Annotated in this window: 12 protein-coding genes; 4 read left to right on the plus strand and 8 right to left on the minus strand. The window is 38.8% G+C overall.

Features of this window, described 5'->3' with window-relative positions; translation table 11 throughout:
• Positions 1 to 7 precede the first annotated feature (7 nt).
• On the minus strand, positions 8 to 952 hold the full coding sequence (gene nusB, locus RM539_RS16935) for a transcription antitermination factor NusB (RefSeq protein WP_311504607.1): 945 nt from the start codon (positions 950 to 952) through the stop codon (positions 8 to 10).
• A gap of 83 nt (positions 953 to 1,035) precedes the next feature.
• The gene (locus RM539_RS16940; RefSeq protein WP_311504608.1) at positions 1,036 to 2,139 is read right to left on the minus strand and encodes a Glu/Leu/Phe/Val family dehydrogenase; all 1,104 of its coding nucleotides are present in this window, start codon (positions 2,137 to 2,139) and stop codon (positions 1,036 to 1,038) included.
• Positions 2,140 to 2,269: 130 nt separating this feature from the next.
• Here RM539_RS16940 and RM539_RS16945 point away from each other — a divergent pair, with 130 nt between their 5' ends.
• The 3 genes from RM539_RS16945 to RM539_RS16955 all read left to right on the plus strand — a co-directional run bounded on the left by RM539_RS16945 (position 2,270) and on the right by RM539_RS16955 (position 5,333).
• Entirely contained in the window at positions 2,270 to 4,027 is a 1,758-nt protein-coding gene (locus tag RM539_RS16945; protein ID WP_311504609.1) for an ABC transporter ATP-binding protein, read from the plus strand.
• A 71-nt stretch (positions 4,028 to 4,098) separates the two neighbouring features.
• Entirely contained in the window at positions 4,099 to 4,482 is a 384-nt protein-coding gene (locus RM539_RS16950) for a PUR family DNA/RNA-binding protein (RefSeq protein WP_311504610.1), read from the plus strand.
• A 161-nt stretch (positions 4,483 to 4,643) separates the two neighbouring features.
• The gene (locus RM539_RS16955) at positions 4,644 to 5,333 is read left to right on the plus strand and encodes a hypothetical protein (protein ID WP_311504611.1); all 690 of its coding nucleotides are present in this window, start codon (positions 4,644 to 4,646) and stop codon (positions 5,331 to 5,333) included.
• A gap of 102 nt (positions 5,334 to 5,435) precedes the next feature.
• Here the strand turns inward: RM539_RS16955 and RM539_RS16960 are convergent, their stop codons facing one another.
• Positions 5,436 to 5,771, minus strand: coding sequence for a tRNA-binding protein (locus tag RM539_RS16960; RefSeq protein WP_311504612.1), 336 nt, complete (start codon positions 5,769 to 5,771; stop codon positions 5,436 to 5,438).
• Between the two features lie 216 nt (positions 5,772 to 5,987).
• On the opposite strand from RM539_RS16960, the gene RM539_RS16965 reads away from it, so the two are divergent.
• Positions 5,988 to 6,629, plus strand: coding sequence for a peroxiredoxin (locus tag RM539_RS16965; RefSeq protein ID WP_311504613.1), 642 nt, complete (start codon positions 5,988 to 5,990; stop codon positions 6,627 to 6,629).
• Between the two features lie 129 nt (positions 6,630 to 6,758).
• On the opposite strand, the gene RM539_RS16970 is transcribed toward RM539_RS16965, so the two are convergent.
• The 5 genes from RM539_RS16970 to RM539_RS16990 all read right to left on the minus strand — a co-directional run bounded on the left by RM539_RS16970 (position 6,759) and on the right by RM539_RS16990 (position 13,260).
• Positions 6,759 to 7,304, minus strand: a complete 546-nt coding sequence (locus RM539_RS16970; protein ID WP_311504614.1) for a YfiT family bacillithiol transferase — start codon at positions 7,302 to 7,304, stop codon at positions 6,759 to 6,761.
• Positions 7,305 to 7,369: 65 nt separating this feature from the next.
• The gene (locus RM539_RS16975; RefSeq protein WP_311504615.1) at positions 7,370 to 8,302 is read right to left on the minus strand and encodes a peptidylprolyl isomerase; all 933 of its coding nucleotides are present in this window, start codon (positions 8,300 to 8,302) and stop codon (positions 7,370 to 7,372) included.
• 101 nt (positions 8,303 to 8,403) lie between these two features.
• Positions 8,404 to 10,032 (minus strand): amidohydrolase, encoded by a 1,629-nt coding sequence (locus RM539_RS16980; protein WP_311504616.1) that lies wholly within the window; start codon positions 10,030 to 10,032, stop codon positions 8,404 to 8,406.
• Between the two features lie 86 nt (positions 10,033 to 10,118).
• On the minus strand, positions 10,119 to 11,243 hold the full coding sequence (locus RM539_RS16985; protein ID WP_311504617.1) for a hypothetical protein: 1,125 nt from the start codon (positions 11,241 to 11,243) through the stop codon (positions 10,119 to 10,121).
• Between the two features lie 244 nt (positions 11,244 to 11,487).
• Positions 11,488 to 13,260 (minus strand): TonB-dependent receptor, encoded by a 1,773-nt coding sequence (locus tag RM539_RS16990; RefSeq protein ID WP_311504618.1) that lies wholly within the window; start codon positions 13,258 to 13,260, stop codon positions 11,488 to 11,490.
• Positions 13,261 to 13,284: the final 24 nt, after the last annotated feature.

Below are 13,284 nucleotides of genomic sequence, written 5' to 3' on the forward strand. Positions count from 1 at the left end.
TAATTTACTACATAAGCCCCCGGCCCATTTTATTTAGTTTGCCTTCGCTTTTGTATTCTTTAGATAATTTATCCAGCACTCCATTTATAAAAATACTGCTTTTGGGTGTGCTGTATTCTTTGGCTATTTCAAGATATTCATTGATAGTAACCTTTACGGGAATGGAAGGAAATTTCACAAATTCACAGATAGCCATTTTAATCAACACCATATCTATTTCAGCAATCCGGTCTTCATCCCAGTTTGGGGTTTTTCCCAACATTTCTTTAGAAAGCATCTCGTCGTTCAAATAGGTTTTTCTGAAAAGCTCAATAGCAAACTCCTTGTCTTCCGGGCTTTTAAAAAGTTTGGTAAGTTTTAAAGATCCTGCTGAAGTTTCTTTCATCTTTTGAAGCATCTTAAGGATCGCTGTATTTATTAGCGGTAAATCATCCAGCCAGGTGAGTTTTTTATCTTCAAGGTATTCGTAAAGCTTTTCATTGGGGGCTATAATTTGCTTAAAAACGTTAATTACAAATTCCCTGTCTTCCTGAAAACTGGATTCCCTGGTCTTCATATATTCGGCATAGAGGTCACTATTTTTAATTTCCTCCCAGATAATGGCCACATATTCATCATCTCTTTTCCAATGAGTAATTTTATGATCTTCTATTGCCTGCCTTAAAGGCTCGTTTTCATCCAGAATCTGAACGACCTTATTATCTATAAATTTTTTATTGGGATCTATTTCTTCTTTTGTAGCGAGATGTTTTAGCTGTGATTTTTCAAGAAAGTTTTCAGCTTTACCTCTTATTTCTGTGAAAAGATTTAGCTGCAGCAGATAAAGATCATACATCTCATCCATGCTTTTTTTAAGGAATTTCTCTTCCGTGGCAAGTTTATCGTTTTGGCTTTGGTTGAAGGCGTATAAAGATTGCATTACCTTAACCCGAATATGTCTTCTTGTCAACATGAGTGTAAAAGAACTTTTTTAGAATTAGAAAGGGCGAAAACCTATGTTTTCGCCCTGCAAAAATATCAATATTTTGATACTGATTACTTCAAATTTTGTTTTTTTCTTGCTTCAATTCTTTGGTTCGCAATTTCCAGCGCCGCAAAATGTGTGGTAAGATCTCTTTTTTTCGCAGTTTCCAAAATTTGCAAAGTGGTATTGTAAATATTTTCGGTTTTACGCAAAATTTCCTTCCTGTCGTAATTTTCCAATTCGGCATATACATTTATGATACCCCCAGCATTTATTAGAAAATCGGGAGCATAAACTATTCCTTTTTCCTGCAAAATTTTCCCGTGAGAAACTTCATCTGCCAATTGGTTATTTGCCGCACCGGCGATAATCTTTGCCTGTAATCTCTCTATAGTTTCATCATCAATGGTGGCACCAAGGGCGCACGGAGCATAAATATCTACATCTGCGCTATAAATATCGGGGCCCTCAAAAATAACCGCACCATATTTTTTACTTATTTCCTGCAGTCTGTCTTCATTAATATCGCTAATAAAAACTTTTGCACCTTCCTGAGCTAAATGCTCTACCAAAGTTTCTCCAACATGGCCAATCCCCTGTACCAAAACCGATTTATCTTCCAGGCTATCATCTCCAAATTTAAATTTTGCAGCAGCCTTCATTCCCATAAACACCCCGTATGCGGTAACAGGCGAAGGGTTTCCCGCTCCTCCTTTTGCTTCAGAAATTCCGGTAACATATGGCGTAACTTCCCTAATGGTGTCCATATCTTCGGTTTCCATCCCAACATCTTCAGCAGTGATATATTTTCCGCTAAGGGAATGCACAAATTCCCCAAAACGGCGCATAAGTTCAGGTGTTTTTTGTGTTTTGGAATCTCCAATAAGCACAGCTTTTCCACCACCAAGATTTAATCCTGTAATAGCACTTTTAAAAGTCATCCCACGGGAAAGGCGCAATACATCATTAAGGGCTTCCCATTCGCTGGTATAATTCCACATCCTGGTACCGCCCAAAGCAGGCCCCAAAACCGTGTTATGAATTCCAATAATTGCTTTTAAACCTGTATCTTTGTCGTTGCAAAAAACTACTTGCTCATGATTATCAAAGGATAGCTGGCCAAAGACAGGCGCAGCTTTTTTAAGTTCTTTAGCATTTAGAACATCTACTTGCATAGCTTTCTTAGATATTAAGATTTTATTTTAAATAATCCGTAAAAATCATGGGCGAAAATAGTGAATATTTTAATTATCTATTATTTATTCGATGTTAAAATATTAAATTATCAAACCGCACACCTTATACATGAAACACCTCCGGCACCTCAACAAATATTTCCTGAAATACAAGTGGAAACTTATAAGCGGCCTTATTATCACTATAGCCGCAAGAATATTCGCCATATATTATATTCCGCTTATAGGCGATTCCACTAACGTAATTGAAGATTACGTAAAGGGGGAAATCAACGATGTTTCGGTTGTACGTAATGAACTGGTCTATAATATTCTTCTAATTATAGGTGCCACTTTGGCCTCTGCATTTCTTACATTTTTAATGCGGCAAACTTTTATTGTTGTTTCCAGGCATATGGAATATGATCTCAAAAATGAAGTTTACAGGCATTATCAGGACCTTTCCCTTAATTTCTACAAGAAGAACCGTACGGGAGACCTTATGAACAGGATAAGTGACGATGTTTCCAAAGTACGCCTGTATCTGGGGCCGGCAATTATGTATAGTGTCACCACTTTTACTTCTACCGTGGTGGTACTTATTTACATGACACAAGCCGCACCGGAACTTACCTTATATACCGTAATCCCGCTGCCTTTACTATCTTTTGCCATATATAAATTGAGTGTGGCAATTCATAAAAGAAGCACCATTGTACAACAATATTTGTCCCGGCTAAATACCTTTACCCAGGAAAGCTTCAGCGGAATTGCGGTGATAAAATCCTATGGAATGGAACCGCAAACCAATCGCAATTTCACCGAACTCTCTGATAATAACCGGGATAAAAACCTGGACCTTGTAAAAGTGCAGGCTTTTTTCTTCCCGCTAATGGTGCTTCTTATAGGAATAAGTAATATTCTGGTGATTTATATAGGCGGAAGAAAATACCTGAACGGCGAAATTGAAAACCTTGGGGTGATCGTGGAATTTTTGCTGTATGTGAACATGCTTACCTGGCCCGTGGCATCTATTGGATGGGTAACCTCTCTTATTCAGCAGGCTGAAGCTTCTCAGGAAAGGATCAACGAATTCCTCAATGAAAAGCCTGAAATTACCAATCATAAGCCAACTCCAGATAAAATTACCGGAAGTATCGCCTTCAAAAATGTTAGTTTCACATATGACGATACTAACATTACTGCTTTAAAAAATATCTCTTTTGAAGTAAAAAATGGAGAAACCCTGGCAATAATCGGAAAAACCGGTTCCGGAAAATCTACCATTCTGGAACTCACAGGGCGTCTTTACGATGTTGGCGAAGGGGAGATTAGCATTGATGGAACAAATATAAGAAACCTAAACCTGGAAAGCCTTCGGAATAGTATTGGCTATGTACCGCAGGATGCTTTTCTTTTCAGCGATTCCATCAAAAACAATATCAAGTTCGGTAAAACAAATGCCAGCGATGAAGAAATTTATGAAGCAGCGAAAAACGCTTCAGTCCATAAGAACATTACCGGCTTCAGTAAAGGCTATGATACGGTTCTGGGGGAACGCGGCATCACACTTTCCGGGGGGCAGAAACAACGTGTTTCAATTGCCCGGGCAATTATCCATAACCCTGAAATCCTGTTATTTGACGATTGCCTCTCTGCAGTAGATACCGAAACAGAAGAAGAAATTTTGAATAATTTGTTTAAGATTTCCCGCAATAAAACTACAATTATTGTGAGCCACAGAATTTCTTCAGCGAAAAATGCTGATAAAATAATTATTCTTGAAGACGGTAAAATAGTTCAACAAGGCACTCATTCCCAATTAATAAACCAGTCGGGTTACTATAAAGAACTCTATGCAAAACAGTTAAACGAAAAAGAAATGTGAAAATTCTTTGGGGAATGTTAAAAAATTTTAGATTTTTGAGGAGCATAATAAATAACTAAAGAATCTAATTTATGAGCGACAAGGGAATGATGGAGAAAGAGGAAATATTCTCTAAAGTGTTAAGAGCCGGAAGAAGGACTTATTTTTTTGATGTAAGGGCAACCCGGGCTAACGATTACTACCTAACCATTACAGAAAGTAAAAAGTTTACCAACGATGATGGTTCTTTTCATTACAAGAAGCACAAAATTTACCTTTATAAGGAAGATTTTGCAGGATTCAATGAGATTCTACAGGAAATGACCGATTTTATCCTTGAAGAAAAAGGAGAAGAGGTTATTAGCGAACGTCATCAGAAAAACTACAAGCCTGAAGAGCAGGAAGAAGTAGCAGCAGGAGCAACCACTACAGGGTCTCCTAAAGCATTTACCGATGTAAGTTTTGATGACATTTAAGCCAACCGCTTAATGAAGACATTTATGGAAACCGTCTTAAGAGACGGTTTTTTTATGCTGAAATTTCACCAACTGTTTTGCATTTTAGCCTTTATATAATAAAAGGAAGAGCCGTGACAAAATTTTAATTCACCGCAAATTAGTTCCGAAAATTGCGAATTATGAAAAAACCGAAAGTTTTAAATTACAATTACAGCCTGCTGCTTATCCTGTGCATTTTTTCATCTTCTTTAAATGCACAATTTCTGGAAAATATCTATCTTGAAGGAGAGGCTGTGACAAAATATTCCATTGGCAAAGAATCCAGGAGAATAATACAATATCGGGAGAATGTCTCTGTAGACGTTCCTAAAAATTCCAGATTTGATTCCCCGGTTTACGGTATAAATTTTAGCCTGAACTATAGATTCAATAATTCGCTTTCTGCAGGAGTGGGCTCAGGTATTAATTTTGTAAAAGATCAGAGTCATCCATATTTAGCCTATGAATATTATGATAAGCTTATGGTTCCCATGATTCTTAAAGTTAACTATAATATGGGTATTTCTGAAAATTGGAAAATCCTTTCTGAACTAAACGGCGGCATTCAATTAAATGAATTTGCCTATGGCAATAGTCGCCAGGGATTTTATATTAAAGAGCATGGTGGTTTGCTCGCAGGGGTAAAAGCAGGTATAGGCAGAAAAGTTGGAAAGTATACTGCTATTTTAAAATTTGGATACGAGTGGAACCAACTTACTCATGAAGACAGCCTTGGCTGGTACGATAATAACGAATTTGACTATAGCGATATTATTGAATATGAAACCAACTACCATTTACTAAATGTATCACTGGCAATAAGATTATAATTCTCAATTTAAAGAGTTGTGCTTTAGAACAGATTGTATTTAATGCTCACCCGTAAATTAAAAAGCCCCGGGCATGCTACGATTCAGGATTGAACTAGAGCATCAACCAATTCTTAAACCGTTTTCTATACTGGTATCGGGGCTAATAAGAACAATATCGTTCTCTTCTCCAACGGCTCCAAGCACCAGGCATTCACTCATAAAATTGGCGATTTGTTTCTTCGGAAAATTAACCACCGCAACCACCTGCCTTCCCTGCAGCTGCTTTTTTGTATATCTTTTGGTGATTTGCGCAGAAGTCTTTCTACTGCCAATTTTTTCACCAAAATCTATCCTTAGCTGGTAAGCAGGTTTTCGTGCTTCGGGAAAATCATCTACAGCAGTAATAGTCCCCACCCGCATCTCAACTTTTTCAAAATCTTTCCAGCCTATTTCCATTTTTCGCTTATTTGTTTCTCGAAAATAAACAAAAACGGCTAATTCTTTGCTGTAAGCATTACCTCACTACTGCTAAAACTAACGGTGAAATTTGATTTAAAAATCTATCTGTATTAATATAATTTATTTCGTATTATTATTTTCCTATTGGTTAACTAGGCAATTAATCTAATTTTTCTTTAATTTTAATAGCTGAACACTAAAAATATTAATGAGATGAGCGATTTAAAATTAGGAGACAAAGCCCCCAATTTTGATGCGGAAACATCAGAAGGAAAAATTAATTTTTATGATTATTTAGGCGATGGCTGGGGGATTTTATTTTCCCACCCCGCAGATTACACACCGGTTTGTACTACCGAGCTGGGAACTGCTGCAAAATATAATGACAAATTTGCCCAACGTAACGTGAAAATGCTGGCCTTGAGCGTGGATGGAATAGAATCCCATAAAGGCTGGATTCAGGATATTAATGAAACTCAAAATACCACGGTTAATTTTCCTATTATCGCCGATGAGGATAAGAAAATTTCCAATTTATACGGAATGATCCACCCAAAGGCCGATAATACGCTTACGGTACGGTCAGTTTATGTAATCGCTCCTGATAAGAGCATTAAGTTAATGATTACTTATCCCGCCAGCACTGGAAGAAATTTTGACGAATTGTTAAGGGTTATTGATTCCCTGCAACTTACGGCTTACCAAAAAGTAGCCACTCCGGCTAACTGGAAAGAAGGAGATGATGTGGTTATTAGTCCTGCGGTTTCTAATGATGATGCGAAGAACTTATTTCCCAAAGGATTCAAAGAAATAAAACCATATCTTAGAATGACACCTCAACCAGATAGAAAATAGTTTTATCTAAAGCTGCATAAAATTTGAGATTGTTTAAGCTATGATACCGCAATAACGTATTCCGGATTATGGTATAGCGTCTTTGCCAATAACCCGGCAATTACAAAAATTAAGTTTTATGCAGTTTTTTTACATCCAGTCCCTTCTGCGTAGAAGATGTTCAATATGAGCATAATGGTGCCGCCCGTGCCAGGAGTAAATTGCCAGGCATTTCAAAAGAGTATATTCCGAATAATTTTCAGGATGCCGAAAAGTTTTTTGAAAATCGGCTGCGTCCATAGTGTAAAGAAGATAAACCCATTTTGAATGTAACGCATTTAGATAATCCAGGGAAATTTCTACCGGGGCTTTATTACTGTCTGGTAATTGAGCAGAAGCTTTTTCGTTATATGCTTTTATAAGCGGATTCTCTTCTGTTAACGCCCATTTAAACCTAATATAGGCATGGGTATGGCTATCGGCCAGGTGATGAATTACCTGCCTTACCGTCCAGCCTTCCGGACGATATGTGGTATTTAATTGTGACTCGTCAAGATTTTTTACCAGATTTTTAAGTTTCTGCGGAAAATCAGCAATATCGTCAGTCCAATCCTGAATATAAGTTTCAGGATGATGCTCCGGGAATTGCATTTTCCCGATAGGATACTTTAATAATTCCAGTTGCTCTGAAGTCATATTTAAAGATAAAAAAACGTGCTGAGATCTCAGCACGTTTTCTATCCACAATTTTTCAGAAGGATTTATTTTACATCCACAAGTTCCACATCAAATACCAAAGCCGCATTTGGAGGTATCACTCCACCGGCACCACGCTCACCATAGCCAAGGTGAGAAGGAACTACAAAACGCGCCTGGTCACCAACTTTTAACATCAATATCCCCTCATCCCAGCCTTTAATAACATGGCCTACACCAACAGGAAATTCTATAGGTTGTTTTCTCTTGTAAGAAGAGTCGAAAACAGTCCCATCTGTAAGCATTCCCTTATAATGCACAGAAACAGTTTTTCCTTTTTCGGCCTTTGCCCCGCTTCCTTCCTTTTCAATTTTATATCTTAATCCGCTTTCGGTTTTCTCAAAACCCCGGGAAATTTCACCAAGCAATTCTTCCTGTTGCTTTCTGGCAGCAGCTTCTCTTTCCTCCTTAGCTCCATTAAACTGGCGAAAAGCTTCCACTGCATTAAAGTTTTCAGCATCTGCACCCTGTCTCACAATTTCCAGCTTTTCAATTTTATCACCTTGCTTAATTTTATCTACCACGTCCTGGCCTTCCACAACATTTCCAAAAACTGTATGCTTTCCGTCCAGCCATGGCGTCTCCACGTGAGTGATAAAAAACTGACTCCCATTGGTTCCGGGTCCCGCATTGGCCATGGAAAGTTTACCGGGAGCATCATGCTTTAGTTCGGGATGAATTTCATCTTCAAACTTATAGCCAGGCCCACCGCTACCGGTTCCCTGTGGATCACCTCCCTGAACCATAAAATCCGGAATAACCCGGTGAAATTTTAATCCATCGTAATAAGGTTTTCCCTGCGGAATAACCTCATTCTCCAGATTTCCTTCAGCAAGACCTACAAAATTACCTACTGTTCCCGGTGTTTTTTCATATTCCAGTTCAGCTAATATTTCCCCTTTTGAAGTATGAAATTTAGCATATAATCCATCGTTCATTTTTCTGATTTTTTATTGAATTGCAAAGATACCGAAATAAATTTTTAAGCTTAGATGTTAAAGCCTGATTGAAAGTTACACTATTGCCGGCTTCTAAATATCTACTTTACTTTTTCACCATTTACATAGGTAGCAAGAACTTTTAAGTTAGGGATCTTATCTTCCTCCACCTTCATTATATCTTCATTCAGAATAATGAAATCAGCAAATTTGCCTTTTTCAATACTTCCTTTTTCCTTTTCTTCAAAATTAGAATAGGCCGCCCAAATGGTCATTCCTTTAAGCGTCTCTTCCCGGGACAGTGCCTGTTCTTTCATAAAACCGCCTTCAGGATAATTTCCGGTATCCTGGCGTGAAACGGCGGCATAAAATGTTAGAAAAGGACTTACCTCTTCTACGGGAAAATCGGTTCCCAAAGCCACAATTCCGGCCTGGTCAAGTAATTTCTTATAGGCATAGGCGCCCTGCATACGCTCTTTTCCTAACCTGTCTTCTGCCCAGTACATATCACTTGTTGCATGGGTGGGTTGCACTGACGGAATAATATTTTTACTGAAATACTTAAAATCTCCTTCATCAATAACCTGGGAATGTTCCACACGCCACCGCCTGTCTTCAGCATTACCAATCAAGCTATCGTAGGTTTTAAGTACCAGGTAATTTGCAGAGTCACCTATGGCATGTGTATTTAGCTGAAATTCAGAATCTGCAATACGAATGGCAGTTTCTTTAAAATCTTCTACCGGAGAAAGCAAAGCACCAAAATGTCCAGACCGGTCACTGTATTCTTCTTTTAAGGCTGCACCGCGAGAGCCCAAAGCCCCATCTCCGTAAAATTTCACTGAACGTACATTCAGGCGATCGGTTTTATAAGGCCCTGCAGAAAGATAGTAATCGAGGTTTTCTTTTGTATTACTAACCATAGCGTACATACGAATTTTAAATTCGCTATTTTTATGGAGGCTATCCATCAATTCAATAACTTTACGGTCTATTCCCGCATCAACCACGGTGGTAAGTCCGTAATCAAAGCAAATTTCCTGGGCTTCCATTAATGCGGTTATCTGCTCTTCGGTAGTAGGTGCAGGCTGCGCTTCAGCAATTAAACTCATGGGATTATCTACAATTATCCCGGTAAGCTTCCCATTTTTTTGCTCAATATCGCCACCTTCAAAAGATGTATCCGTAGTAATACCTGCAGCATCAAGCGCCGCCTGATTAACCAGGAGTGCATGCCCGTCTATTCTTGTTACGGCAATGGGAGTATCGGGAAAAAGTCTGTCCAATGTATCTTTGGTGGGATATTCCTTTACTTCCCAGTCATTCTGATCCCATCCTCTTCCGGTAATAAAATCTGCTCCTCTTTTCTGCTGAAATTCAACAATGCGGGCCACTACTTCTTCAAAACTATTCGTCCCGGTAAGATCTACCCGGTTTTGCTGAAGGCCCAGCCTGTAGAAATGAGCATGAGCATCAATAAAGCCGGGATAAACGGCCTTGCCGCCTGCATCATATTTTTCGGCAGCTTCATATTTTTTTTCTAATTCATCAGCTGAACCTATAGCCAGAAATTTCCCATCCTGAACGGCAAAAGCTTCAGCATTACTAAAATTAGTATCTACGGTATAAACTTCAGCATTAAAAACCAGAAGATCTATTTTTTCCTTTTGCCCGGAGTTACAGGAAAATAATACTGTACAACAAAAAAGTAATATTAGAATGTTTTTCATTTTCAAAATTTTTGGCTAAAGTAAAAAATGCACCTCAGGAAAGGTGCATTTTTTAGTATTAATCCCAGGTTAATAAAATTCGGGTTTTAAGCTCCCATACCTTCCCATACTGCACGACGAATATCAGGATTAGCCGCTGCCGCCAAAGCAATGGAAACAAATAGACCAATCATGGCATAAGAGAAGTCTTTAAAAATCATCTTACCGGCCTTCTTACGGTGTTTTTTGCCTTTCTTTTTACGGGCAAGGCTTATAGCAATCTCGCGCCCGCCAATAACTCCAAGGAAAACCCAGGTAGTACTCATAGGTACGGTACTAATAAAAAGTTTATATATAAGCATTACCACATAAATTAAATCTACAAGCGTGGCCGCACGAATATCTGAAATACGCGTTTTCTCGCTTACAACCTGCTGAATTTTATCTCCTCTCAGATAGAATAACAACCCGAGCCCCAGAAAAATGGTTGTTGCGAAAACAGTAAACTGAAAAGAATCCATTTGTCGCGGAAGGAACACAGCTATATTCGCACCATCCTGCATTACCCAAACACCCCAGAGAGTCCCGCTCACCAGCCACTGCACAAATGTCCAGCTGTTGCTGAATTTCCTGCTTTTAAAGTATTTTTTAATAAGGTTATAGGAGAAATACCAAACCAGGAATGAGAGCACGAAAGCCATAATATAGCCCGTCCAACTCTTCCATACCACCGAAGTTATTCCAGAAGTATTTGCGCTAAAAACACTTAAGATGAGGAAAGTAGTAGAAACCGGCATTCTTAACCGCGTTAAAATCAGAAGGATAAGAGGGGCTATAATCTGAAAAAAACTGAACCTGTCAGGATGAGGATAGGCCGTACTTCCATCGGGATTTAAAAGCCGCTGGTAAGTAACATCTCCATCGTAATAAAACCAGCTCCATGCTACTACCGCGAGAAAAATAGTTCCAACGTATAGCCACAGCACCCACCAGGGTTTTCCTTTATTACTTTCTATAAAAGTACCTAATGATTGTATACTGTCATTCGCTACTGTGGCGTAAGCTGCAAAGAAAAAACCAAGCCACATAGCTGCCCGGGAGTTTCCTGTAAAAATACCGGCCAATATAATCCCGCCAATAACAATTGCAAGGAAGGTCTTTTCTTCTACAATAAAGTCAAGAATGTTTAGGTATGGGCGATCCCGTTTAATTCGCTTGAATTTTTTTGCCATTTATAAATTACATTTCAAGGTTTGTGAAGTTTTACTTCTTCAATTTTCGGGTGCAATATTAATTTAAATTTAAGTGTCTAATGTTTAGTAATTGTTAAGTAATACGAATTGATGAAGATAACATATTTCTGAAAAACAGTATTATGAACAGGTGCAGCAGCTATTACCAGAATAGGGAACAAAAAAAGCATCCCTGAGGATGCTTTTAAAACTATTAAAATTTTAAGTAATTCTAACGGATGTTTTAAAAATCAAACTTATAAGTGGCGCCGGCAAGAAACTGCACTCCCTGTACAGGGAAATTTATCCAGCGTTCGTAATTGTTGTTTAATAGGTTACTGCCTTTTACAAAAGCAGAAAGTTGCTCATTAAACCTGTAGCCAAGGTGTGTGTTTAAATCAAAGTAACCATCAAGGGTCACCACCTCGTTTTGTTCAGGATTGGTAGGATTGGTGATTACGGTACGGGCAAGGTCCTTACGCTCTCCCCTGTAAAATATATTTGCACCGGTATACCATTTCTCTGTAATCTGATAATCTGCCGTTAAAGCGGCGGTAAGTTCCGGCAGGTTCCATGCTTCAGCTTCCTCTTCAGTAGAATAACTGAAGTACTCAGCATTTGCAGTAAGTGTAAAGTTGCGATTTACATCTACATTCAGTTCTCCATAAAAAGAAAAAGTGTTTACATCATCATAAATCATTTCAAAAGAATTCCCATAGGCATAATCTTCTTCTGTCACGCCAATGGCATAAGGATTTCTTCGATACATGGCTTTATTAAATTGCGAAGAATAGCTGACTCTTGCATTATATCCCAAACTGTTGGTAAGCCGGCCCTTTGCCCCCACATAAGCATCATATTCAGTATCTGTTGGCTGAATACCCAAAGTTGGAGAGACATAAGGATTATCCTGGAAAAAGTCATAATTAGTATTCTGCTCCAACCCTCCTTCTATTCCTCCATAAGCGGTAAGCAGGTCTGAGAGGCGATAGCCGGCAGTAATTTTTGGATAGAGATAAAAATTATTATCAGAATTTTCAGTATCCAGGCTATAATAAAAAGCAATTCCCAGATTTAAAGTAAGATTATCCCTTAAAATCAGCAAACCTGGATTTATGCCGAAATTCATAAAACTGTAATTATAACCGTCACCACCATAGAAGGCTTCATCAAAACTGCCATTTACAATATCGGCAATAATATTTGTAGTAATTAATTCATCGGCAATATTGGCTTCAAAAGTTCCTCTGGCATCAAAATGATTTTCCGAAGAACTATAGGAATCCCCGGAATGGCGGAATTTGGCTTTGGCTTTATCGAAAAAAGAATCATAAAGTTCTATTTCCCCTCCGGCATAAACCGAAAAATAATTCTGCTGCGGATCTATGTTCAGCACCTGGGCATCAGAAAGCGCCGGGTTTTCCGGAAGGCCATACCAGTTAAAAAGCTGGTGCTGCCCTCCTACCTCGGTTTTCCAGGAAAGGTCACGATCTCTTCGGGTATAGCTCAGGTTTAATTCGGTATCATAAAATTTATCGGCTAAACGAACTCCTTCAATCCCGCCCTGGGAAGAATTGTGAGTAAGAAAAACTCCAAAATTATCAGTGCGGTTTACTTCAAGATTGCTGTAGAACTCTGCCAGGACGTTTGAATAATTCCCAAACCCCAGTGTGGCATAGTTGGAAAATACCTTTGGCGGCCTTTCTCTTTCCACAGTTGTTGCACGGCCTTTGGCAGGCGTAAAGGTAGAAGCGACGGGCACAGAGAAAATACTGTATTTCACCTCTTTTTTGCCAAGGTTCACAGAATCTCCCCGGCTAGGGGTTTCTTTTATTTTTGAGGCGTCCCTAACTGAAGGAGAGTAAGGCTTTACCACAGTTACAGTTTCACTGCCGATAGGATCCTGGGCAAAAAGTAAACCGCTGAATAAATATAAGCTTAAAAACAGGATTCTTTTTCTCCCCGTCCGGTTGTAAGACAGGCTTGAGGCGAGGTCCTTGATTGAGAAAATTCGCATATGGGAGTTCTTAATTGTTAGGTT

It is taken from the genome of Autumnicola musiva, assembly GCF_031846585.1.
Lineage (GTDB): Bacteria > Bacteroidota > Bacteroidia > Flavobacteriales > Flavobacteriaceae > Autumnicola > Autumnicola musiva.

Coding starts and splice junctions, on each gene's coding strand:
- nusB (WP_311504607.1), bottom strand. CDS start 952: ATGTTGACAAGAAGACATATTCGGGTTAAGGTAATGCAATCTTTATAC.
- RM539_RS16940 (WP_311504608.1), bottom strand. CDS start 2,139: ATGCAAGTAGATGTTCTAAATGCTAAAGAACTTAAAAAAGCTGCGCCT.
- RM539_RS16945 (WP_311504609.1), top strand. CDS start 2,270: ATGAAACACCTCCGGCACCTCAACAAATATTTCCTGAAATACAAGTGG.
- RM539_RS16950 (WP_311504610.1), top strand. CDS start 4,099: ATGAGCGACAAGGGAATGATGGAGAAAGAGGAAATATTCTCTAAAGTG.
- RM539_RS16955 (WP_311504611.1), top strand. CDS start 4,644: ATGAAAAAACCGAAAGTTTTAAATTACAATTACAGCCTGCTGCTTATC.
- RM539_RS16960 (WP_311504612.1), bottom strand. CDS start 5,771: ATGGAAATAGGCTGGAAAGATTTTGAAAAAGTTGAGATGCGGGTGGGG.
- RM539_RS16965 (WP_311504613.1), top strand. CDS start 5,988: ATGAGCGATTTAAAATTAGGAGACAAAGCCCCCAATTTTGATGCGGAA.
- RM539_RS16970 (WP_311504614.1), bottom strand. CDS start 7,304: ATGACTTCAGAGCAACTGGAATTATTAAAGTATCCTATCGGGAAAATG.
- RM539_RS16975 (WP_311504615.1), bottom strand. CDS start 8,302: ATGAACGATGGATTATATGCTAAATTTCATACTTCAAAAGGGGAAATA.
- RM539_RS16980 (WP_311504616.1), bottom strand. CDS start 10,032: ATGAAAAACATTCTAATATTACTTTTTTGTTGTACAGTATTATTTTCC.
- RM539_RS16985 (WP_311504617.1), bottom strand. CDS start 11,243: ATGGCAAAAAAATTCAAGCGAATTAAACGGGATCGCCCATACCTAAAC.
- RM539_RS16990 (WP_311504618.1), bottom strand. CDS start 13,260: ATGCGAATTTTCTCAATCAAGGACCTCGCCTCAAGCCTGTCTTACAAC.